Origin of the sequence: Methylomarinum vadi, assembly GCF_000733935.1 — a bacterium.
Classification (GTDB): domain Bacteria; phylum Pseudomonadota; class Gammaproteobacteria; order Methylococcales; family Methylomonadaceae; genus Methylomarinum; species Methylomarinum vadi.
This window is the reverse complement of record NZ_JPON01000001.1, coordinates 135572-157408: the sequence shown is the minus strand read 5'-3', so window position 1 is coordinate 157408 and position 21837 is coordinate 135572. Positions and strand designations below refer to the sequence as shown.

Here is a 21837-nt window from a genome sequence, read left to right as displayed (position 1 = left end):
CGGCAGGGAATGCCGGTATCCAGGCGACAGGGATGTTTTGAGAGCATCCTCCCTAGCATTAAATTCCCTACTTCCGGCGGGCATGACAACATTTGTGTAAAAAAGATAAGAAAGAGGATGAATTACGTTACCTCCTGCATAGCCGAGAGTTTATTGAGTTACGCCATCAAAGGCCTCTTTTTTTGCGGCCAAACCACATATCCGGCTTAAATGCTCGAAATATTCATCCTGCTCTCTTGATGCCGGATATAATCTCGCTTATAACGATTTCATCCAATTCAACTGTCGGAACAAAATAGGCTCGTAGACCGCATGAAGCTTAGCGGAATGCGGGACCTGGGAACCACGCAATTCCCGGATTCCGCTACGCTGCATCCAGGCTACCAACTATCGCGGAAAACCTATAAGAGTCTTCCCGGCATAGCCGGGGGATTTACCCAATGATTAAATACTCAATTAACGTGATTATTCCTTTGGTTTAGCAGAATCGAATTATAGATATTCTGGAAAACCAAATAACAAACCGGACCTAAAGCCGCATAGTGACTAACGTATTCCAAAGCCACCCAGGCCATGAAAAGGGTGTTTTTTTGTCCTAAAGCCTGGCTCGCTTCGACAGCGTACCGTTTTCCGCCTAAGTAGCGCCCCAATAAAAAATTGAAACCGCACATCACCAACGAGACCAAGGCAATCTCGCCAAATAATCTAAATGAAGTGGCATGGCCGAACAAATAAGCCGATGCCTTTGAAGTCGCCAAGTATAAAACGGCCATCCAAATCAAAAAAGGAAGTTGATTCATCAATACCAGTTTATTGGCGAGCTCTCTGAAATAAAATTTAACCAATTGCGCCAAAACCAGCGGCAGGAAAACCACCATGAATGTTGAAAACAACATACCGGCAAAGACGATATTCACTTCGCCGGGATTAATAATGCTCAATACAAACGGCAACAACAGCGCAACGAACAGGTTGGTAACAACAACCGCCAAAACCACATATTCCACATTTTTCCTTAATAAGCGAATAACGACCGGCGCCGCGGTAGCCGTAGGGGTAAATGCCAACAAAAAAGCGATGGTCGACAATTGATGATCCCAGTTCACTAACATCCAATAAACAGTCAAGCTCAATAAGGCCATTGCAGCAAATTGCGCTAACACATGCCAATAGACTTTCCCGTCCTTTGGCGGGGAAATCGTCAGAAACGGAAAAAAAAGCATCGCCATCAATAGATATTTAATCAAATAGGAAAATTCATGTCCCTGATTAAAAATAAGACCGATCAAAATGACCATAAATATTATCAGTGATTTTGCATTCATAATTTAACCACTAGATTAGTAGGAAATATGTCACGAGATAAGTTATAAAAAACAATTAAAAATTGCACCAAATTGGCTCACAAACACAAAAAATAATATCGATTTAATATTATTTAACCCATTAAGATTACGCATCTTTTACGATCTAACCAGCAAACAATAAAAAATTATAAAATTCTATAATTACATAGAATAACACTCGGTTATATATGCACTTATTTGGTGCATCAATAAAACAAACAAATAACCCTTTTAAACTTTAAATAAATTATATTTTTTTAAATAGTTATAATAAAATATGTACTTTATAACTTTGGAGATTTGTCATGAATGCAAGCCAACCTCAAGCCAACAGCCATGGCTCTTCCGATGTTGCGTTAATCGGAAATTGCGGCTATCGAATTCAAAATAATCGTGTCATTATCGATATAGCTCAAATTGCCAATCAACGGGATATGGACAATCTGAGTGGCACCTTATCCATCGAACTGTGGGCATTAAAACAACCTTATGCGGGATTAGGTTTTAACGGAATCGCTGTGGCAGGCACAACGATCGGAGAAATCGCCGGCCAACATTTTCTAGCCAACTGCCGTTATGACCTTGTTTATCAAGAACCGCCGGAAGGAACCTGGTTTCTGACTCTGATGCTGCGTGAATGGACCGGCACCGGTTATGCAACCCGGGATTTTGTCAACTTCGCGCTGCCTTATGTCGTCGTGGCAAAACCAGCCATAACTCGTAGTGAAACCGATAACGTCATTAATGTGCGCTTTGCCGAAAAGAAACCATTGCCTGTTTCCGAGGAAAAAGCGCAATCACAGCCTGTTGAAAGCAAAGCAGACAAGACAAACCCGAAAAAATCGGAAAGCGCCAATACGGCCTTATCGTTGAATACGGCCTCATACCAGGATATTGCTGCAATCAAGGGTGTTTCGAAAAAATTGGCGGAACATATTATCCGGAAAAGGCCTTTCGAAAGTTTCGATGAGTTGAAAAAAATAAAAGGCATCGGCCCCAAATTGTTGCAAAAGATCAGCCACCTTTTCACGTTGTAAGATTTCGGAAGTTCCTTATTTGATGGTTGCCAAATCCAAAACGGTGACTATCCCGGCACAAGGAAGTGTCGGTAAAGGAACAGAATCTTTAGGAAAGTTCTCGGATGAAGTATTCATCAATATGTAGCCGCTAGTTTGAAGTTATACGGGCGTCTGCTGATGCTTTCTCTCCGTTCTCCTTTAAAAGGGAACGGTTTTAAGACGTTATGTTCTCAACTCGCGGCAAGACCGAGTTGTCTCATCATAGCCGGCAAAACATGTCATTGAATGGGAGAGGAAAAATTTCTTACGTTCCAAATGGTCATAGAATGATACGGCATTGATGCCAATATCACTTTGACTTAGTTTTCCATAACGGTTGCTATGCGACATCATTCTTCGGCTGTCGGCTTGGCCCAAAGCATGTTATCGACAAAATCCGTTTATCCGATCAATTATTTCATTAGGCACGGGCCGACAGTGCCTAATCACAACACTTAATTCAAGTGGTATTGTTATGCAACAGCTTACCTCAAAAGGTCAACAGATCGTAAACGATCTGTCTCAACGCTATGGTTTCAGCCCAGATGCAGTCACGCATATGCTAATTGCGGTACTCAACGGCAACGGAACCATGGCTCAATTCAATCATCCCGAGTTTGCCGGCTCCGGTCAATGGATGCAAGGCGGCATGCTAATGCTTGGCGACATGTTCAATTATTCCCTGAAGAATCGAATCGACACTCTATGTTCGGAAATTTCGGGTATTCTCGCCAACCAGCCCGGCCTACTGCGTAGCGGCAGTTTTCAATCGCAAAGCCAAAGCGGTGGCGGTCAACAATCCCAAGTGGCGGGAGCCCCCATGGGCGAATCGAGTCTTTTTGTCCCCGATCCTAAAAGTCACTGGTGGCCGAAGGATCTGGGCATTCCGAGTGCCACAGGCAGTCAAAACCATGTCCGTTACGCCTATTTCGCCAATTCGCACCGACTTGCGGTCGAGACCAATGAACAAGTTTGGCTCTATGACACCCTCGACCATCAAATAGGCGGCTTTTCTCAGCAACAAGGGGCTGGGGGATCGATCTTGTTTACCAGCCAATACGGTACGGTGAATCTAGCCGACCTACCTGTTCTTTCCATCGATGGCAAACCGACAAAACAACCACGATCTGCAACCGCAGCTAAATCAATAAATACACCTTCGGAAGCAAGCTCGGCAACCGCTTCTGAGGAAGATATCTTTTCTTCTCTGGAACGTCTGGGAGATCTGCACGCCAAGGGAATTCTGACCGACGAAGAATTCGCCCAAAAGAAGGGAGAGTTATTGCAACGTCTCTGATGACAAGACGCTGGCTGCTGTGCTTTGCGGGGTCACTCGTTCCAGGAATAATGCTTATACGTTAATTTGGCCAAGGATGGCCAAATTAACTGTTTTCAACGTTATGATTCCGCTGTGTATTGGAGAAGAAAAAAACAATCTCAACCTGAAGACCAGATGAGAAATGGTTTAATTTAGGCTTGGTTCACGCACTCGCCGATTTTTAATTTTTTCAAAGATATATTTTCTTGCGTTTCAAGCACGCGCAATTGATAGAGCCCATAAAAAAGCAACATCAAACAAATAAGAACCGCCGCAATAACTGGCTTGTCCTCTCCACTTTCCTCCCAACCCTCTTGTTTCGCTTTTGCAATATCTTGAGGGTGATACATCCCTTTTCGACAAAACAGGATCGTAGCAAAAAACATTCCGGAAACGGCAAGAAAAATATGCAAGGTATATTTAAATGCCGTTAAATCACAAACACCATCAATTGCCGTAGCGCTGATGCCTAAAATTGAGGCACAAGACATCATGGCCAACGCAAACACATTGATCGGCGTTCTGGATTTGGTAACGGTTTGCCAGGCGGCATCAAGGCGATGATGCTGAACATCGTTTTCGGCAATCGGGTTCCCGCAGTTAATACAGGACACCGCCTTATCGGAAATTTCATGGTTACATTCAGGACATTTAATTAAACTCGTTGTACCTCCAACAATTCGTCCGAATAACGACTAGAGCAGGCAGGTCCAGGAATGGTAACCGAGTAGCCCATGGGAAGACCCTTCATGACCACTCGAATTGGCAAATAGCTACCTGGCAAAGTAGATTATCCTTTCCGTACCATCCAGCGGAAATCCTGTCTGGTTTCGTCGTATTCAATTAGGATGCCGAATTATATAGGTGTACATCCCGTTGAGGGTACGGAATGGAAATACCGGCCTCATCAAAACGCTGCTTGACTGTGCGCGTCACATCCCAATAAACGGTAAAATAGTCCGCGGTCTTCACCCAAGGACGAACGACGAAATTGACCGAGGAGTCGGCCAATTCATGAACCTTTATCACCGGCTCGGGGTCGTCAAGGATCAAAGGATGGTTTCGTAAAATATCGGCCAATACCTCTTCGGTTTTGTCGATGTCATCGTTGTAACCGATCCCGAATACCATATCAACACGGCGCGTATCGCTGCCAGTGATATTGGTGATGGTACTACCCCAGATAGAATTATTTGGAATGACGACAACCTGATTATCGGGCAGTTTCAGCGTAGTCGACACTAAGGTCATGGAATTGACTGTTCCGGTAATTCCCGCGAGATTGACCACATTGCCCAAATCGTAAGGTCGATAAATCAAAATCATGAGCCCAGAGGCAAAATTGCTCAATGTTCCCTGCAAAGCAAAGCCGATGATGAAGCCGGCGGCCCCCAATGCCGCAACCAATGGCCCGATATTGATTTCCAACATCGACAAGGCAACAATGGCGCCAATAATCTTGGTCAAATTCTGCACCGTATGAACAAAAAACTGCTTTAACAATTCCGACATATTGCGCATGCCGCTGACCGCTCGGCCTGTGATACTGGCAAAAATTCCAGCCAGAATCCAGAACACAATCAAGGTCACAATAGCTAAACCGATATTGATGCCCCAGCGTACACCTCCCTCAGGTGATTTCAACCATCCCGTCAGCGCGGAGACGATCGCACTGGTATCCTTATGAGACACTTGCGGCCCCGAGACAGCCTTCACGTATGTTCTATAAGCGCTGATATCTCCGCCTTTTTTTTCCAGTTCCGTTAGCACCAAATTAAGCTTGTCGACCAGTTTGATTCTTTTTTCATTCTGCTCATTGATGTTTTCCAGTAATTGATCCTTGGCTTCTCCGCCTTCGAGCTGCGAAGCCTCGACTTTCAATTCACTGGTCTTCAACAAGTGCTCTTGCAACAGTTTCATCCAGTAATCGGCAACCTGGATCAAATCGTCCTTGGGCAAGGGAACCAACCGAATTTTCAGTTCCTCTTTGCCGATACTATTCTGCGTGGCCGGATTGGTTCTAACATCAACCTTCGCGATGCACGTGAATGCAACACCAAAAAACAACAAGACAACCAATATCCCGGATTTGACAACTCTCCCGTTTAAGCTAGATCGAACCATAATTCCACCGCCTTTTAAAGATTGTTAAGATTCATTCATTCGTAATCATGCAACTTCGAATGTTGATATCGTGAACGTACGCGCACTCGACGACTAATCAATACAATACAGTCATCCTCCTAATTCGGCCAACAATTATTCACAAACCACCTATCTGAGAGCTTGGTTATTAATAATTTCCCTTTATGGCTACGATGGGCATTCCAAGAAGTGATTTTTTACCGAATCCTGAATGGCGCCTGATCCCAGGTCCGACCATCGAGTTCCCGGCCGGATTGATGCATACCCACCGCCCACATCGTCCGCGTTTGCTCGGCGTCATCGACGAAATGATATTGTTTCTTGCGACCGGGTTTTTCCGGCGGATAGGGCGACCAATGACCCCACTTGCGAAAATGAAACGCCACGTTTTTCTCCAAGCATTGGTCTCTGAGGGAACGAAACCAGTCGGGATGGCTGGGCCTGGCCTTGGGACCGCTTTCCCCGCCCGTAACGACCCAGTCTATCGTCGTTCCTAGCCAGTCGGTCAAATCCAACGGCCCCAACAGCGGCTCACATGATAAAAAGCGCACGGCAGCCGGAATTTTGGCGAGCGAGGGCAAGCGCAACTCCGCGCATTGCTGGTTTTCCACGGTGATGCCCAACCAGACATTCTTAGGCCATGTCCGCCACGGCGTCAACTTGTTGATTTTATCGTGGCGTTTGGTCAACAACAACCAATTCAGATTTGGCGTGGCGGCAATCAATTCGGCCAGACGCAATCGCCAGGGGTCCAGTTCGCGACGGTCTTCGAACACATCGGCCATGGACGCACAAAACACTCGTTGGCGTATGCCCAATACCGCCGCCTCCCTATCCCATTTGAGCGGTTGTCGCCAATGCTGATCGGTGAAAAAACGCCTGTCCGCATCGGCGCCCCAGACCTTAGAACCGACCCGTTTCGCCCAGGTTTCCGCTTAACAGTTTTTACAGGCCTGAGAAACCTTTTCACAACCCCACCAGGGATTGAACGTGTGATCGATCCATTCCAGTTTGGTATCTTTAGCCATGCCGCATCGAAATCATTACCAATAAATTATTTGACCGATAAAAGGAAGTGTATGCTGGGTACTGAAAAAACGCATCATCTCGACGCTGTCGGCAAACCCGTCGGCGAGCGCTAATTCGTGACGCTGCCGATCGGTTAAGAGTTCGTCTTCGATGAAAATTCGCTGAGGCTCGATACGAATGGCCTTTACTTGTTTGCAGGTGAATTGACCGATTCGGCGGCAATTAGCGGTCCGCATCCGGGTAAACAAATACAACGTATCGCCCGCCTTGAACGGACGTTTACGCAGCTTGCGTATCGTCTGCCGTTTCAGTCCTTGTTCAATCGCACTGACAAATTGAGGCTTGAAATTCAGGCTAGGCATATCACAAAATCAATAACAAGCCTGTTTTGTTAAAAAATGCAATGATTGCGAACATCAATTGTTAGTCCGCTCCTCCATTCTTTTCAAGAACATAATTGTCGCATCCATTTGCGTAGGACTTTCCTGGGTAAAATCGATAAAGGTTTGAATCATTTTATTCATTACGATCTGAGGCTCTTCGGCACTATTATCAATGATAATATCGTTCAGCCTTTCTATTCCGAATTGTTCCCTATTGCAATTAATCGCCCCGCAAATTCCTTCAGATACGATGCAAAGCATATCTCCGACGCCCAGCGATATATGTTGCAAGGTCAACTCGGGCATTTCTTTTTTGACGGATAACGCAAACGGATAGTTTTGTAACACAGAGACCGTCCTATTTTGCGCAGAATAATGCAATACTTTAATTAAGCCCAGGCTAATCGTTGATAAAGTGGCCTCTTCATTATCAATAACGCCAAGCCATGCATGCACGGGTCCCGGTAACGACAAATCCGATTGTAGATAATCGTTCATGTAAATGACGGTATCCAACAAATTCACACCGAGTTTCGCATAAGAACTGAATATAGCCCGTAAATGGGTGTTTTTAATCGCGCCGTCAACCCCTTTATCGGGGGTATCCAGTAATAAGTAGGCGGTTCCCTCGGGATGGTGACCCAATAACTCCTTGGCGTGTGAATAGGTGGAACGCCAATAGTCGACGGAATCATACGTCTCGCCGCAGCTTTCTTGACTGGCCGTACTCCAAACCAGAAATTTAAATCCGGGAGGATTGCGCATTTTCGACGGCAAAGTCTGCTGCCTAATAGCCTTCGAGATACGAACGTCCTCCTTAAGAGGCTGTCGTAAAAGCCCCCCAACCAGCTACATACGGTAAAATAACCCTATCCAAACCTATTAGAAATAGATCAATGGCAGCCGAAGTAAACATTAGACCCGTCAGGACATTGTATAGCGCCAAGCAATATTCGCTATTCGATGAATGCGAGGTTGAACCGTTACCTGAGTTGATCGCTCAATCGATCTCGAGCGAACCGATGGCCCATTTTGAAGCGCCCGACCCGCGCGGCTTATCGATCAACGGTAAACCGCTCGGCGAACATCTGGAGCACGCCGGCTTAACCATCCCGTTGAAATTGCGCCCCTTCCTGCAATCGCTATCCTTCGCCGAGTTCGAAGCCCGTTATCGGCCCGGCGGGCGTCCGCCGTATGCGCCACGTGCGATGGTGGGGATTATTCTCTACGGCCTGTTACAAGGCATCAGCAGCCTGCGCGACTTGGAGCGTTTAGCTCGAGCCGATGTGGGGTGTTGGTGGCTAAGTGGCGGTATCATGCCGGATCACTCAGTCATTGGCCGTTTCGTCCATCAGCATGCCGAATCATTGACGACCGAATTTTTCGATCAACTGGCGCGTCGTACTTTGAAAGTCACAGGCTCAGGCACGACGACGTTGGCGGGCGACGGTACCGTGATCGAAGCCATGTCCTCCCGGTTTCGATTGATGAAGGAAGAAGCGCTCAACCAAGCCTTGGCGCAAGCGAAGGAAGCCGCGCAAGCCAACCCAAACGATGCGGCTGCGACTAAGCGTTTGAACGGTCTGGAACAAGCCCAAGCCGAGCTAAAGTCTCGCCAGCAAAAACAAGCCGCCAAAGGCAAAGATCCGGCCAAGACCCAAGTACAAAGCAACGAGCCGGAGGCGGTATTACAGCCGCAAAAGAACTCCAAAGACTTTCGCAGCAGTTATAAACCGTCGGTATTGGCGAACGACAATCGAGTGATCGTGGCTTGCGACGTTCATCCTTCCAGCGAAACCGAGGTGGTGCCGGGCTTACTGGATCGCGCCCAAGCCATGGGAGGCGTCGAAACAGCTCTGTTCGATGCTGGCTATTTCAGCAATGGCGTCTTGGATACTGCTGAGCAACACAACATCGAATTGCTTTGTCCGGAAGGCCAAAGTGAAGGAGACGATTGGAACAAACAATCCAACAAACAAATCCCCAAAAGCCGCTTTATTTATCAGGCCGACGACGACACCTATCGCTGTCCGGGGCAACAACGCTTGACTCGCCGTCACACCTGCAAAGGCGGTAAAAGTGGCCGCGCTTATACCGTCTACGCCTGCGATGCCTGTTCAGACTGCCCGCTGAAATCCCAATGCACGCGTAGCGAGAGTGGTCGCACCCTCAAACGCTATGACAGCGATACACAAAAAGAAGCCCTGCGCCTGAAAATGGACCAGCCCGAACCTCGGCAACGCTATCGACAGCGGCAGGCCATGGTGGAGCCCGTCTTCAGTCAGCTACGCGGTCGCCAAGGTTTGAATCGCTTTCGCCGTAAAGGTTTGGCGGGTGTCAAAGTAGAGTTCGCCTTGCACGCCATGGCTTACAATCTGAGCCGCGCCTTAGTGGCAGCTCTTTTTCGTGCTTTATATCATTGGCTTAGCCGGTTTATGAGCTCGTTTGACCGAATGGTCGACATTTGGCTGAGTTACACTACTGACTTGCCAACTTCGCCGACCGTGGAAAATACGGCCGGTTTCCAGTGGTAAATCAAAGAAATTGGGGTTTTACGACGCCCTCCTTAATGGAGAAATAACTATTCAAAGCCGAACACATGCGGTCCAGAGTTCTGGAAAGCTGCCTGATCTCTTCGATATTGCTCTCGACTTTTTGAGCCTCATGAAAATTCATGCGCTCAATTCTGAGGCAACGCTCTATGACCCAGGCAACTGCATTAGAAAATTTTCCCGAAACCAGAAAAACCGCCCCGATACTAAACAACCACCCGCTCAAGCGGGTGGGTTCCAATAACGGACTGAAAGTCCGGATACGCGTCGACTAAACGACGCGTCTTAGTCGGGCTCCATCTTGAAATTATCGTTTGGATTAGGTTCAAAGTGATGCTCCAAATATTGCTTTATCATCTCATCAGTCATTTGCCCCACTGTGGCGCAAAAATAACCGCGGGCTCAAAAATGTCGACCCCAATATCGCTTTTTCAAGTGCGGGAACTCTTCGAACAGATAGCTCGAAGTTCGTCCCTTGATTCGCCTCATGATTTCGCTTGGGGCCATAGTCGGCGGCGCACTCACCAAAATGTGCACATGATCTTTGCTCACGACACCTTTGATAATCCGTATCTCAAAGGCTTCGCATGTCTGCCGCACCAAGTCTCTCACTCGTTCGGCTATTTCATCCTTCAGCACTTTATAACGATACTTCGTAACCCAAACAAAATGATACTCAATTTGGTAAACCGTATGGCTGCCGTATCTATAGTCCATCGCCACCTCCTTGGGCAAATTATCGCAGCTAAAGCTGACCGGCTAAAGCCGGTGGTTTAAACCTTATGATGGATAATTAAGATTAAAAGCAGGCTGAAGAAAAATAATGAATACCAAAGGCGATTATAGAGGCGACTAAATATTTCCGACTCGTTGACGCGAATGGCGAAACTCCAACCGGGCGTTTTGATCGGGGCATAAAAGTACCAAAAATCGGACTGTTCGCTCACTTGGGTCAAGTCGGCATTTCCCACTTCACCGGATAACATCGATTCGACCAGATCGTAATAGACTTTTTTGTGATCTTTGCTTAACTCCTGTTCCGATATTGGCCGATCCATAGCCAATTCATAACCGTTTTCGATCACCTTGAAAATTGAATTGCCGATATATTTGTCTTGCGGAAACAGTACGATATTTCCTCGAGAGCTCAACACCATCAATTGATGTTTCTTTACACCTGGGATATCGATATTTTCATTGACCTTGTGCAGTGGTATGTCGATTCCCGCCACGCCAAGTAATTGACCGTCGCGATAGAATGGGACGGCAAAACTACTCATCATGATATTTCCGACTTTGGCGAAATACGGCTCCGTCCATACGCCTTTTCCTTCGGCGACGGGTTTGCTCCAAAAATCGTATTCCCCGCTGGTATAGTCATAGGTAGCGAAATCTTTTTCCACGATTCCTCTCTGGGGATCGCGAAAAATATACGGCCCTACAAATTGTCGATTTTTATCGAATTGATAAGGCGCATAGGCGACCCAGGCTCCATAAATAATCGGATTGTCTTCAACGTGCCGCCTCAACAACTTGTAAATCTCAGGTTCTCGAAGCCTGTCATCAATCTGAAGGATATTAGCTGTTGATTTTGCAATACTGGAAATCGGATAAAGAATGCCATTAAAAATATTGGCATAGGAATAAGCCAAATCCCTCATATGACTTTCAATCCGCTTACGTGCATCCAGGTGAGTTTGATAAATATTTTCAACCGCAAAAATAAGAAAAATAAGCGATATCGGAATAAGGGTATAGATCAATATTGCCCTGCGAACTGATAATTTCATCATTAATTCCTAAGCGATTGAATTCAGCTATAAAACATGATAAAAGCCAGAGTGTACAGATGATTAGCACTCGATTGAACTTTATTATTCAATTCTACAAGGCTTTCCACTAAATGCTAATTTGACCGGCATTTATTTCTCCCGTTCTTTATCGTAAATTTCCAATCATGACTAAAGCTTTAGAAATCACCAGCGAGTTCGATTACGAACGCTCACTCAGAAACGAAAACAGCAGTTCAAATCCGATCATCGTTATTCCCGGAATTTTAGGCTCCAAGCTGGTGGACAAAGACTATTCTCATTCGGTCTGGGGCGATTTTGGAAAAAACTTTGCTCATCCAAATGCGGAAGAAAATTTGCGCAAAGTCGCCCTCCCCATGCAATTACATAAAAAGCTGCACCAATTGAAGAGTACTACGCAATCTGATGGCAGCATGAGATTTGTGACAGGCAGTATTGCAGGCTTGCAGATTCAAATTAATGCCTATGCCGGTTTGATGGAAGCAATGGGTATTGGCAGCGGCCAGATGGGAGGAACGCTTAATAAATTAGAAGACTACATCGAGGACAGTCGCTTCGAGGCCAACGCGTTTGAATTTGCTTATGACTGGCGCCGAAGTATCGATGAAAACGCCATCGAATTGGGCAAATTTATTCAACAAGTGACACGATTTATTCGTATGTATCGCGGCGATCATAACCCGGTTAAATTCGACATTGTGGCGCATTCGATGGGCGGTTTGATCGCCCGCTATTTTTTGCGCTATGGCGAGCAATTATTGCCAGACGACGGTTCGTTACCTTTATCGAACTGGGCTGGTAGCGCTCAAATCGAACGCGTTGTCATCATCGGTACGCCAAATGGAGGTTCGTTATTCGCTCTTGAGAGACTGGTTGTCGGCCTGCCAAGCAATCCTGTGACTCCCGGCTACGACCCCGTCATTTTGGGCACTATGCCGGCTGTTTATCAGTTGTTACCCAGGCTCAGGCACAAAACTTTCAGCCGAAGCGATACGAATGAATGTTTGGCAAACTTTTTATCGGTCGATTTCTGGCAAGAGATGAATTGGGGATTGGCTGATAAATCTAAAGACAATCTGCTAACTAAGCTACTGCCTGGATTAGAGACACCACAAAAAAGACGCGAAACCGCTTTGGATCATCTGGAAAAATGTCTAAAAGCAACCCGCATTGTTCAAATGGCGCTCGACACGCCGTCACAAACTCCCGAACACCTGAAAATGTTTTTATTTGTGGGTGATAGCGTGGCTACCCCCCTGCTCGCCACCGCCAAAAAAGGCGATCAAAAGTTAACGATTGTGAAAAAAGGCGCCGGCGATGGTACCGTCCCAAGGGCCAGTGTCTTATTGGATGAGCGGGTCGGATCGTCCGAGCAGAGCGGAAAGGTGAAATCGCCTTTAAAATGGGAAAACGTCATTTTTTTATCGAACAACCATCTGGGGCTCACCAAAGATCCAATCTGTATTAAGAACATTCTTTATATCCTGTTGGAAAGAGGATAATTCGTCACGACAAGAGAAAGTCTGATTTAGTTCAGATAACAATGTACCTTCAGGTTTCATTCAATTACTTTGACATTCGAAGCTCTATCCACAATGGTCAGTTATTTTTACTTTTAAAGGATAATTCTACGTTTTTAAACTAAGTATTTATCCCTATTAAAAAATATGAAGTTGTTCACAATCCCTGTGGATAAGTCTGTGAATAACTTCTGAATGACACGCTGCAACCCTCGTAATTGTTAAATTTCGGTTAAATTGTATAAATTTTACACAATCGTGAAAATAAATTTATAATCAGTGACTTAGATAATTTTTTATTTATCCAGCTGAATATCGCTTGCGTTACTAAACAACCACCCGCTCAAGCGGGTGGGTTCCAATAACGGACTGAAAGTCCGGATACGCGTCGACTAAACGACGCGTCTTAGTCGGGCTCCATCTTGAAATTATCGTTTGGATTAGGTTCAAAGTGATGCTCCAAATATTGCTTTATCATCTCATCAGTCATTTGCCCCACTGTGGCGCAAAAATAACCGCGGGCTCAAAAATGTCGACCCCAATATCGCTTTTTCAAGTGCGGGAACTCTTCGAACAGATAGCTCGAAGTTCGTCCCTTGATTCGCCTCATGATTTCGCTTGGGGCCATAGTCGGCGGCGCACTCACCAAAATGTGCACATGATCTTTGCTCACGACACCTTTGATAATCCGTATCTCAAAGGCTTCGCATGTCTGCCGCACCAAGTCTCTCACTCGTTCGGCTATTTCATCCTTCAGCACTTTATAACGATACTTCGTAACCCAAACAAAATGATACTCAATTTGGTAAACCGTATGGCTGCCGTATCTATAGTCCATCGCCACCTCCTTGGGCAAATTATCGCAGCTAAAGCTGACCGGCTAAAGCCGGTGGTTTAAACCTTATGATGGATAATTAAGGGTGATTCTTTTGACCTTGAAAGTGAATAAGGGGACTGTGGATAAAAATGTGAGATAAATCTCATTTTACCATTGTGACCTTGAAAAATATGCAGCTTATGCTTGTCACTCGTTTAGTACGTTGAAGCTTCCGCTGTGCAGCGTTCATGGTAATAAAATCAAAAAAAGCGGCGCATAAAACAACTCTGGAGACAGATAAGAGGCGCTTAGTAAAATTGTTGGACGAAGCCGCTAACGCGGAGAAAAGCGGCAGTAGCCGGTAATTTATAAAATGTAATCTCACGCCCTCTTTTAAGAGGGATTATTCCATGACGAATCATGAGGTTACGCGACAATGACAACATCATTCGAATCCCATTTCAAGCAAAACTATCAAAGCCATCTGAAACACCTCAAACTTAAAGGGTTGCAGCCCAAGACGATCGAGGCCTATGCCCGTGCGATTCGACGTATCGGCCAGTATTTCAACGAAGACATCAATGCGTTGACCGAACAGCAACTGACCGATTATTTCACCGATTTGCTGGAGTCGCATTCTTGGAGTGCGGTCAAGTTGGACCTGTACGGTCTCAAGTTTTATTACACCCATGTACTGCGCAAGCCTTGGGTCGCGCCGCAGTTGGTCAAGCCGCCGAAGGCGCAACGTTTGCCGGATATCGTCACTGTCGACGAGGCGCGGTGTATCTTCCAGTCCACGCGTATTCTCAGTTACCGGGTGTTCTTTTTCACGCTCTACAGTCTAGGTTTGCGCCTCGGCGAGGGATTGCGTCTTGAGGTTGGGGATATCGATGCCGGTCGCCAACGCGTGCATATCCGAGATGCCAAGGGCAATAAGGATAGACTGGTGCCGTTGCCGGCTGCCACCCTGGATTTGCTACGCCGCTTCTGGCAAGTTCACCGGCATCCGGTCATGTTGTTTCCCAATCGCCATGGCGGTTTGAAGGGCGCGCAGCGCGCGCAGAGCCCTTTGGATCGCGGTGGCGTGCAAAAGGCTCTGCGCCAAGTCGCGCAAGACTGCGGTTTAAAAAAAAGATTACCCCGCACTGTCTGCGGCATAGCTATGCCACACATTTGATTGAAGCGGGCGTCGATCTACTGGAAGTGCAGAAAATCCTCGGTCACCACAGTATCCTCACCACTGCCCGCTATACTCACCTGACCGACGGCACGAATCAAAATACCGGCCAGTTGATTAATGCCTTAATGAATGGCTTCGACATCGACTGGGGGGCGGTCAAATGATCTTGCTTTCCGCCATCATCCAAACCTTCGAAGCCGAGTTTCTGGTCGCTTACCAGGGTCGCTTGTCACCCAGTCAGCGTCAGGCGCTGGCCGCGATGAAACACTGCCGCACGTCGCAAGGCCCTGTGATGTTGGCGCAATGCGATGATTGCGATCGGCAACGCTTGGTGCCGCATTCCTGCGGCCATCGCAGCTGCCCGCATTGCCAGTCGCACGAATCGCAACAATGGCTGGAAAGGCAGTTGCAGAAGCAGGTGCCGGCCGAATATTTTTTGCTGACGTTTACTTTGCCCAAAGAACTCAGGCCGTTGGCCTGGCAACAGCAACGTACGTTGTATGATCTGCTGATCCGCTGTAGTTGGGATACCGTCAACACCTTCACCCGCAACGATCAACAGCTTCAGGGCAATGCCGGTGCTATTGCTGTGTTGCATACCCATTCCCGCCGATTGGATTACCATCCGCATGTACACTTGGTGATGCCGGCGGCCGCCATCGATCCTGATAAACGACTGTGGCGCACCAAACAGGGTAAAAAGGGCCGGAAAGGCTATTTGTTCAATCACAAGGCAGTGGCCAAAGTGTTTCGGGCCAAATTGCTTGAAGCGATCTCGCAGGCCGGTTTGACATTGCCTGACTACTATCCGCAACAATGGGTCGTTGACGTCAAGTCGGTCGGACGCGGCGATAAAGCCTTGGTTTATCTGGGACGTTATCTCTATAAGGGCGTTATCCAGGAAAAGGACATTATTGCCTGCCGAGATGGCCAAGTAACCTTCCGTTACCAGGACAGCAAAACCAAAAAGTGGCAGACTCGAACACTACCCGGCGTGAAGTTTCTGTGGCTGATGCTCCGCCATGTTCTGCCCAAAGGCTTTAGGCGGACTCGCAACTTCGGCTTTTTGCACCCCAACAGCAAACGGCTGATTCGTCTGCTGCAAGTCTTGCTCGGCGTCAATCCCAATCGTGCTATCGCTTGGCTCAGGCCCCGCCCGAAACTCCAATGCCCATGTTGTGGTGGAACCCTGCAGATTATCAAAACGCGCATTCTCGGTTCTTCGGCTGTCATGGCATTGAATTCGACCAAAGCGTAGAGGCAAAACCGGTTATGTAAGCGGCATTTCTCACTGACCCAAACCGATCATCGGGCATTTTAGCACCGAGGCTTTCGTTCGGTCTGAATTCAGGGCAAAATGCCGCTAAAATCCGAAATTCCGGGTGTGATGATCAGCATCACGCCCATTTCAGCCCGTTTATCGACGTCAACGCTTGAAATGGGCCAACACATCCCCCAATCCTTCGAAAAGCTATTTTCTTATATAACGCTCCCTCCGAATACCGGGCTTGTCCAACAAACGGTTCAGATTGTGGCTCGCTCCGCGATTACAATCTAACCTTATTCGTTAGGGCATAACCATTCTAGTTTTTTTACATTCTAAAAATGTGTACTGACAAACATACGAGGAGATTTAAAAGTGGTAAAGCTTTTATAAGCTACTTTAATTTGAGGTATTAACAATTATCTTGATAGGTAAAATCATAACAACTATTCTTCCCAAACAAATTCAGTATCACCTGTTTCAGCATCCCGTCTGCGAGTAACGCTTCCAACATATCTTCCTTCAGGTGCATCAACATTTCCCTCACCCACTACATCTCCAATGCTACGAATTAACGCTTGATTTTGACCTACAAAACAAGCATGAAATTGCACCCTTCCTCGTAAAGCCCGAGTTAATCCAGTATCACTTTCCGTATAAACCGACCGACGTTCATTCCGATAAGGCACGATCCTACCTCCTTCTACTTCTGCTCGAAATATAAAACCATCGGGACTACCATGGCCTAGAAATACAACCCTACAGATTTGATGTCCTTGCGCCGTCAACCTTTCAAGCGTGCGTTGAGCCTCTCCAGCACTATGAGGCATGTAAACATGAGTTGTATCATACCTGTCATATGCTTGAAATTCATGAAATTCATCGTAAGTACGAAATTCAGGATAAGGATGGGGTCTGGTATCACCTGTTGTAACAAAGACGACAGTACAATTAGGCGTGGTAAACGATGGTGTTGGAGTGGCCTGCTCCTTTGAGGACGATCCTTTTTGCGCCCCAAGCGGCCCAGGTGGAGGTGTTGCTGCACGCGACAGAGTTCCATCTGGTATTGTACTATGAGTTGTTAATCCTTCTGGACCAGGAGTTCTGTTTCTATTCATAGAAGTTAATACATTTTTTAATCATTAAGAATAAAGACAGCGCATGTTTAAAGCTTTTTCTTTTTCTGGCCAGCATTCACTATAGCGAACTCATTGCTGTCTGGGGGGGGTGTTGAGGTTTGACTCTAACAACTTTCACCTCACCATGTCTACTTATAATCCAGAGAATAGTTTAAATTGCTCAACCTTGATTTAGGGGACTCATGTCTGTGCCAAACATAGAGTTTGAGCTACTCGAAACAATAGGTTTTGCGCTCAGTAACCCCATTTTTTATAGACAAAACCTTTGTTGACTTGGCGACACAGGGGGACTTTTTCAACGAGCAACATCATCTTGATACATTAAATTGTAATATAAATGGGGCGTGTAATCGTTCAACTTAGCCAACTTCCAGCGGGTAGCTGACTTGAACGCCAGGTAGTCATTTGACAACTGACAACAGGCTATAATACCATCGGCCCAAATATAGACCCATTGATCCTTATCCAATCGGGTATCGCACCAATCCGCCCATTGCCGTTTCAGCCTGTCGACAGTGCTGGCTGACAGCCCTTTCGCTTCCGAGCCTACCAGAACTTCCTGTTGATGCTTTGATCAACAAGGATGGCAAATCAATTTGGGCAGAAAAAAATTTATCCCAAACCTTATCTGACAGACACCTCGAAAAAACGGGTAACTGTCAGATCAAGTCTGAGTCAGTACAGTTACGCGAATCATCAAAACAAAACCCGCTTTTGTTGTCTATTGTTGGGGAAGATTATTATGAAGTGTCCCATCAGTGCCCCATTAGTAGAAATATTTTAAGGGGCAAAGATCTAACTTATTGATTTCATTAGTGGGCCGTCGGGGACTCGAACCCCGGACCTATGGATTAAGAGTCCACAGCTCTACCAACTGAGCTAACGGCCCATGTAAAAGTGGCAAAAAGCGCAAGTCTGTAAATTTTACCATGCCGTCGGAAAAACTACTAATGGATCAAACCATGATTTGGCTTTAAAAATTGAGCGATCACTTCATCGCGCTTTAAGGCATCAATTTCCCGTGAAAATTCCATCCTCATACCGTACCAATTTCACGGACAAGCAATTAGTGATAGCCTTGTCAGTCCGTCGAAAAGATATGTTGCAAGCTTATAAAACATTTAATCTTAAGACTCACTTACAAAATTCATAACTATAAAAAACTGTGAGGAGCATTACCTATGTGGCAAGAAGAAAATCAACGTCTAATCATCGATAAACTTTCCGAAATGCTCAAGGCAACCGACACCACTTATGCTGAGAAATTAACAGCCATGATTGATTCGGCTAAACGAATCTTTATATCGGGAGCCGGTCGTTCAAAACTAGTCGGTAATTTTCTCGGTATGCGTTTAATGCACTGTGGCTATGATGTCGCCATTGTTGGAGAAATTGTCACCCCCAGCATTAAAAAAGACGATTTATTAATCGTAATCTCCGGATCAGGAGAAACGGAACAATTAATTGCATTTACCAAAAGAGCAAAGGAAATTGGTGCCAAGGTTGTGCTCATCTCTTCGCGATCTAAATCAACCATTGGAGACCTAGCCGAAGTTGTCTTCGAAATTGGAAAACATGAGCTCTACCAAAAGGTAAAAGGCATGCCAATGGGCACCGTTTTTGAGCTCTCAACGCTATGTTTCCTTGAAGCCTTGATCTCTCACATTGTTTGGGAGAAAGGTATTCCGGAAGAAAAAATGCGTGAAAGGCACGCTAATTTAGAATAGCTGGTATTAATGCGGTAGATTGGACTGAGCGATAGCGAAGCCTAACGAATAAGGTTAGATTGTAATCGCGGAGCGAGCCACAATCTGAACCGTTTGTTGGACAAGCCCGGTATTCGGAGGGAGCGTTATATAAGAAAATAGCTTTTCGAAGGATTGGGGGATGTGTTGGCCCATTTCAAGCGTTGACGTCGATAAACGGGCTGAAATGGGCGTGATGCTGATCATCACACCCGGAATTTCGGATTTTAGCGGCATTTTGCCCTGAATTCAGACCGAACGAAAGCCTCGGTGCTAAAATGCCCGATGATCGGTTTGGGTCAGTGAGAAATGCCGCTTACATAACCGGTTTTGCCTCTACGCTTTGGTCGAATTCAATGCCATGACAGCCGAAGAACCGAGAATGCGCGTTTTGATAATCTGCAGGGTTCCACCACAACATGGGCATTGGAGTTTCGGGCGGGGCCTGAGCCAAGCGATAGCACGATTGGGATTGACGCCGAGCAAGACTTGCAGCAGACGAATCAGCCGTTTGCTGTTGGGGTGCAAAAAGCCGAAGTTGCGAGTCCGCCTAAAGCCTTTGGGCAGAACATGGCGGAGCATCAGCCACAGAAACTTCACGCCGGGTAGTGTTCGAGTCTGCCACTTTTTGGTTTTGCTGTCCTGGTAACGGAAGGTTACTTGGCCATCTCGGCAGGCAATAATGTCCTTTTCCTGGATAACGCCCTTATAGAGATAACGTCCCAGATAAACCAAGGCTTTATCGCCGCGTCCGACCGACTTGACGTCAACGACCCATTGTTGCGGATAGTAGTCAGGCAATGTCAAACCGGCCTGCGAGATCGCTTCAAGCAATTTGGCCCGAAACACTTTGGCCACTGCCTTGTGATTGAACAAATAGCCTTTCCGGCCCTTTTTACCCTGTTTGGTGCGCCACAGTCGTTTATCAGGATCGATGGCGGCCGCCGGCATCACCAAGTGTACATGCGGATGGTAATCCAATCGGCGGGAATGGGTATGCAACACAGCAATAGCACCGGCATTGCCCTGAAGCTGTTGATCGTTGCGGGTGAAGGTGTTGACGGTATCCCAACTACAGCGGATCAGCAGATCATACAACGTACGTTGCTGTTGCCAGGCCAACGGCCTGAGTTCTTTGGGCAAAGTAAACGTCAGCAAAAAATATTCGGCCGGCACCTGCTTCTGCAACTGCCTTTCCAGCCATTGTTGCGATTCGTGCGACTGGCAATGCGGGCAGCTGCGATGGCCGCAGGAATGCGGCACCAAGCGTTGCCGATCGCAATCATCGCATTGCGCCAACATCACAGGGCCTTGCGACGTGCGGCAGTGTTTCATCGCGGCCAGCGCCTGACGCTGACTGGGTGACAAGCGACCCTGGTAAGCGACCAGAAACTCGGCTTCGAAGGTTTGGATGATGGCGGAAAGCAAGATCATTTGACCGCCCCCCAGTCGATGTCGAAGCCATTCATTAAGGCATTAATCAACTGGCCGGTATTTTGATTCGTGCCGTCGGTCAGGTGAGTATAGCGGGCAGTGGTGAGGATACTGTGGTGACCGAGGATTTTCTGCACTTCCAGTAGATCGACGCCCGCTTCAATCAAATGTGTGGCATAGCTATGCCGCAGACAGTGCGGGGTAATCTTTTTTTTAAACCGCAGTCTTGCGCGACTTGGCGCAGAGCCTTTTGCACGCCACCGCGATCCAAAGGGCTCTGCGCGCGCTGCGCGCCCTTCAAACCGCCATGGCGATTGGGAAACAACATGACCGGATGCCGGTGAACTTGCCAGAAGCGGCGTAGCAAATCCAGGGTGGCAGCCGGCAACGGCACCAGTCTATCCTTATTGCCCTTGGCATCTCGGATATGCACGCGTTGGCGACCGGCATCGATATCCCCAACCTCAAGACGCAATCCCTCGCCGAGGCGCAAACCTAGACTGTAGAGCGTGAAAAAGAACACCCGGTAACTGAGAATACGCGTGGACTGGAAGATACACCGCGCCTCGTCGACAGTGACGATATCCGGCAAACGTTGCGCCTTCGGCGGCTTGACCAACTGCGGCGCGACCCAAGGCTTGCGCAGTACATGGGTGTAATAAAACTTGAGACCGTACAGGTCCAACTTGACCGCACTCCAAGAATGCGACTCCAGCAAATCGGTGAAATAATCGGTCAGTTGCTGTTCGGTCAACGCATTGATGTCTTCGTTGAAATACTGGCCGATACGTCGAATCGCACGGGCATAGGCCTCGATCGTCTTGGGCTGCAACCCTTTAAGTTTGAGGTGTTTCAGATGGCTTTGATAGTTTTGCTTGAAATGGGATTCGAATGATGTTGTCATTGTCGCGTAACCTCATGATTCGTCATGGAATAATCCCTCTTAAAAGAGGGCGTGAGATTACATTTTATAAATTACCGGCTACTGCCGCTTTTCTCCGCGTTAGCGGCTTCGTCCAACATTCAAAAAAAACTTGAAATTGTTGGGCTTCATTTCATGAAGCTAACCCTACGGCCCACGATCCTTCGTGGAAGA

General features: G+C 47.0%; 15 protein-coding genes, 1 tRNA gene and 6 pseudogenes. 8 read left to right on the top strand and 14 right to left on the bottom strand.

Translation table 11 applies throughout. From position 1 onward, the window contains the following. Positions 1-452 precede the first annotated feature (452 nt). Complete coding sequence (locus EP25_RS0100845; RefSeq protein ID WP_152555564.1) at positions 453-1325, bottom strand: bile acid:sodium symporter family protein; 873 nt, start codon at positions 1323-1325, stop codon at positions 453-455. A 326-nt stretch (positions 1326-1651) separates the two neighbouring features. On the opposite strand from EP25_RS0100845, the gene EP25_RS21595 reads away from it, so the two are divergent. Further along, the gene (locus EP25_RS21595; RefSeq protein WP_036300070.1) at positions 1652-2383 is read left to right on the top strand and encodes a ComEA family DNA-binding protein; all 732 of its coding nucleotides are present in this window, start codon (positions 1652-1654) and stop codon (positions 2381-2383) included. A gap of 496 nt (positions 2384-2879) precedes the next feature. Then, complete coding sequence (locus EP25_RS0100835) at positions 2880-3701, top strand: SHOCT domain-containing protein (protein ID WP_031432161.1); 822 nt, start codon at positions 2880-2882, stop codon at positions 3699-3701. Positions 3702-3874: 173 nt separating this feature from the next. Here EP25_RS0100835 and EP25_RS0100830 read toward each other — a convergent pair whose 3' ends face one another. The 5 genes and pseudogenes from EP25_RS0100830 to EP25_RS0100810 form a co-directional block, all read right to left on the bottom strand. Continuing rightward, positions 3875-4378, bottom strand: coding sequence for a zinc ribbon domain-containing protein (locus EP25_RS0100830; protein ID WP_268745430.1), 504 nt, complete (start codon positions 4376-4378; stop codon positions 3875-3877). Between the two features lie 187 nt (positions 4379-4565). Then, a complete protein-coding gene (locus EP25_RS21590; RefSeq protein WP_084190909.1) occupies positions 4566-5846 on the bottom strand; it encodes a mechanosensitive ion channel family protein in 1281 nt (426 codons plus the stop codon). A gap of 218 nt (positions 5847-6064) precedes the next feature. Further along, positions 6065-6895, bottom strand: a pseudogene (locus tag EP25_RS21585) (DUF5131 family protein). A gap of 15 nt (positions 6896-6910) precedes the next feature. After that, positions 6911-7258: an ASCH domain-containing protein gene (locus EP25_RS0100815; protein ID WP_031432158.1), complete on the bottom strand. Its 348-nt coding sequence runs from the start codon at positions 7256-7258 to the stop codon at positions 6911-6913. Positions 7259-7312: 54 nt separating this feature from the next. After that, positions 7313-8044 (bottom strand): SpoIIE family protein phosphatase, encoded by a 732-nt coding sequence (locus EP25_RS0100810; RefSeq protein ID WP_031432157.1) that lies wholly within the window; start codon positions 8042-8044, stop codon positions 7313-7315. Positions 8045-8175: 131 nt separating this feature from the next. Between EP25_RS0100810 and EP25_RS0100805 the strand changes: the two genes are divergently transcribed. Beyond that, positions 8176-9813: an IS1182 family transposase gene (locus EP25_RS0100805; protein ID WP_051906307.1), complete on the top strand. Its 1638-nt coding sequence runs from the start codon at positions 8176-8178 to the stop codon at positions 9811-9813. A gap of 167 nt (positions 9814-9980) precedes the next feature. Continuing rightward, on the top strand, positions 9981-10106 hold the full coding sequence (locus tag EP25_RS24005; RefSeq protein ID WP_268745407.1) for a hypothetical protein: 126 nt from the start codon (positions 9981-9983) through the stop codon (positions 10104-10106). 10 nt (positions 10107-10116) lie between these two features. Here the strand turns inward: EP25_RS24005 and tnpA (EP25_RS21580) are convergent. Continuing rightward, positions 10117-10548 (bottom strand): annotated as a pseudogene (tnpA, locus tag EP25_RS21580) (IS200/IS605 family transposase). Positions 10549-10604: 56 nt separating this feature from the next. Then, the gene (locus EP25_RS0100790) at positions 10605-11624 is read right to left on the bottom strand and encodes a PDC sensor domain-containing protein (RefSeq protein WP_084190908.1); all 1020 of its coding nucleotides are present in this window, start codon (positions 11622-11624) and stop codon (positions 10605-10607) included. Between the two features lie 164 nt (positions 11625-11788). On the opposite strand from EP25_RS0100790, the gene EP25_RS0100785 reads away from it, so the two are divergent. Then, positions 11789-13144 carry a lipase family alpha/beta hydrolase gene (locus tag EP25_RS0100785; RefSeq protein WP_031432153.1) on the top strand — a complete coding sequence of 452 codons (1356 nt, stop codon included), beginning with the start codon at positions 11789-11791 and terminating at the stop codon, positions 13142-13144. Between the two features lie 424 nt (positions 13145-13568). Here the strand turns inward: EP25_RS0100785 and tnpA (EP25_RS21575) are convergent. Then, positions 13569-14000: pseudogene (gene tnpA / locus EP25_RS21575) on the bottom strand (IS200/IS605 family transposase). 415 nt (positions 14001-14415) lie between these two features. On the opposite strand from tnpA (EP25_RS21575), the pseudogene EP25_RS0100770 reads away from it, so the two are divergent. Both EP25_RS0100770 and EP25_RS0100760 read left to right on the top strand, forming a co-directional pair. Further along, positions 14416-15323, top strand: a pseudogene (locus tag EP25_RS0100770) (tyrosine-type recombinase/integrase). Continuing rightward, positions 15320-16417, top strand: a complete 1098-nt coding sequence (locus EP25_RS0100760) for an IS91 family transposase (protein ID WP_036300033.1) — start codon at positions 15320-15322, stop codon at positions 16415-16417. Before EP25_RS0100770 ends, EP25_RS0100760 begins: the two are co-directional and overlap by 4 nt. 452 nt (positions 16418-16869) lie before the next feature. Here EP25_RS0100760 and EP25_RS23175 read toward each other — a convergent pair whose 3' ends face one another. The 3 genes and pseudogenes from EP25_RS23175 to EP25_RS0100740 form a co-directional block, all read right to left on the bottom strand. Then, complete coding sequence (locus tag EP25_RS23175; protein ID WP_152555562.1) at positions 16870-17541, bottom strand: hypothetical protein; 672 nt, start codon at positions 17539-17541, stop codon at positions 16870-16872. A gap of 448 nt (positions 17542-17989) precedes the next feature. Then, positions 17990-18121: pseudogene (locus EP25_RS24300) on the bottom strand (IS256 family transposase); the annotation flags it as partial. 257 nt (positions 18122-18378) lie between these two features. Continuing rightward, positions 18379-18451, bottom strand: a tRNA-Lys gene (locus tag EP25_RS0100740). Positions 18452-18743: 292 nt separating this feature from the next. Between EP25_RS0100740 and hxlB the strand changes: the two genes are divergently transcribed. Beyond that, complete coding sequence (gene hxlB, locus EP25_RS0100730) at positions 18744-19289, top strand: 6-phospho-3-hexuloisomerase (RefSeq protein ID WP_031432151.1); 546 nt, start codon at positions 18744-18746, stop codon at positions 19287-19289. 354 nt (positions 19290-19643) lie between these two features. On the opposite strand, the gene EP25_RS0100720 is transcribed toward hxlB, so the two are convergent. Beyond that, positions 19644-20741 (bottom strand): IS91 family transposase, encoded by a 1098-nt coding sequence (locus EP25_RS0100720; protein WP_036300033.1) that lies wholly within the window; start codon positions 20739-20741, stop codon positions 19644-19646. Next, positions 20738-21645, bottom strand: a pseudogene (locus EP25_RS0100710) (tyrosine-type recombinase/integrase). Before EP25_RS0100710 ends, EP25_RS0100720 begins: the two are co-directional and overlap by 4 nt. Positions 21646-21837 lie beyond the last annotated feature (192 nt).

What these genes read in the sequence shown, in the direction of transcription:
- EP25_RS21595 (WP_036300070.1), top strand. Translation starts at nt 1,652, where the DNA reads ATGAATGCAAGCCAACCTCAAGCCAACAGCCATGGCTCTTCCGATGTT.
- hxlB (WP_031432151.1), top strand. Translation starts at nt 18,744, where the DNA reads ATGTGGCAAGAAGAAAATCAACGTCTAATCATCGATAAACTTTCCGAA.
- EP25_RS0100835 (WP_031432161.1), top strand. Translation starts at nt 2,880, where the DNA reads ATGCAACAGCTTACCTCAAAAGGTCAACAGATCGTAAACGATCTGTCT.
- EP25_RS0100845 (WP_152555564.1), bottom strand. Translation starts at nt 1,325, where the DNA reads ATGAATGCAAAATCACTGATAATATTTATGGTCATTTTGATCGGTCTT.
- EP25_RS0100760 (WP_036300033.1), top strand. Translation starts at nt 15,320, where the DNA reads ATGATCTTGCTTTCCGCCATCATCCAAACCTTCGAAGCCGAGTTTCTG.
- EP25_RS0100785 (WP_031432153.1), top strand. Translation starts at nt 11,789, where the DNA reads ATGACTAAAGCTTTAGAAATCACCAGCGAGTTCGATTACGAACGCTCA.
- EP25_RS23175 (WP_152555562.1), bottom strand. Translation starts at nt 17,541, where the DNA reads ATGAATAGAAACAGAACTCCTGGTCCAGAAGGATTAACAACTCATAGT.
- EP25_RS0100790 (WP_084190908.1), bottom strand. Translation starts at nt 11,624, where the DNA reads ATGATGAAATTATCAGTTCGCAGGGCAATATTGATCTATACCCTTATT.
- EP25_RS0100810 (WP_031432157.1), bottom strand. Translation starts at nt 8,044, where the DNA reads ATGCGCAATCCTCCCGGATTTAAATTTCTGGTTTGGAGTACGGCCAGT.
- EP25_RS21590 (WP_084190909.1), bottom strand. Translation starts at nt 5,846, where the DNA reads ATGGTTCGATCTAGCTTAAACGGGAGAGTTGTCAAATCCGGGATATTG.
- EP25_RS24005 (WP_268745407.1), top strand. Translation starts at nt 9,981, where the DNA reads ATGACCCAGGCAACTGCATTAGAAAATTTTCCCGAAACCAGAAAAACC.
- EP25_RS0100720 (WP_036300033.1), bottom strand. Translation starts at nt 20,741, where the DNA reads ATGATCTTGCTTTCCGCCATCATCCAAACCTTCGAAGCCGAGTTTCTG.
- EP25_RS0100805 (WP_051906307.1), top strand. Translation starts at nt 8,176, where the DNA reads ATGGCAGCCGAAGTAAACATTAGACCCGTCAGGACATTGTATAGCGCC.
- EP25_RS0100815 (WP_031432158.1), bottom strand. Translation starts at nt 7,258, where the DNA reads ATGCCTAGCCTGAATTTCAAGCCTCAATTTGTCAGTGCGATTGAACAA.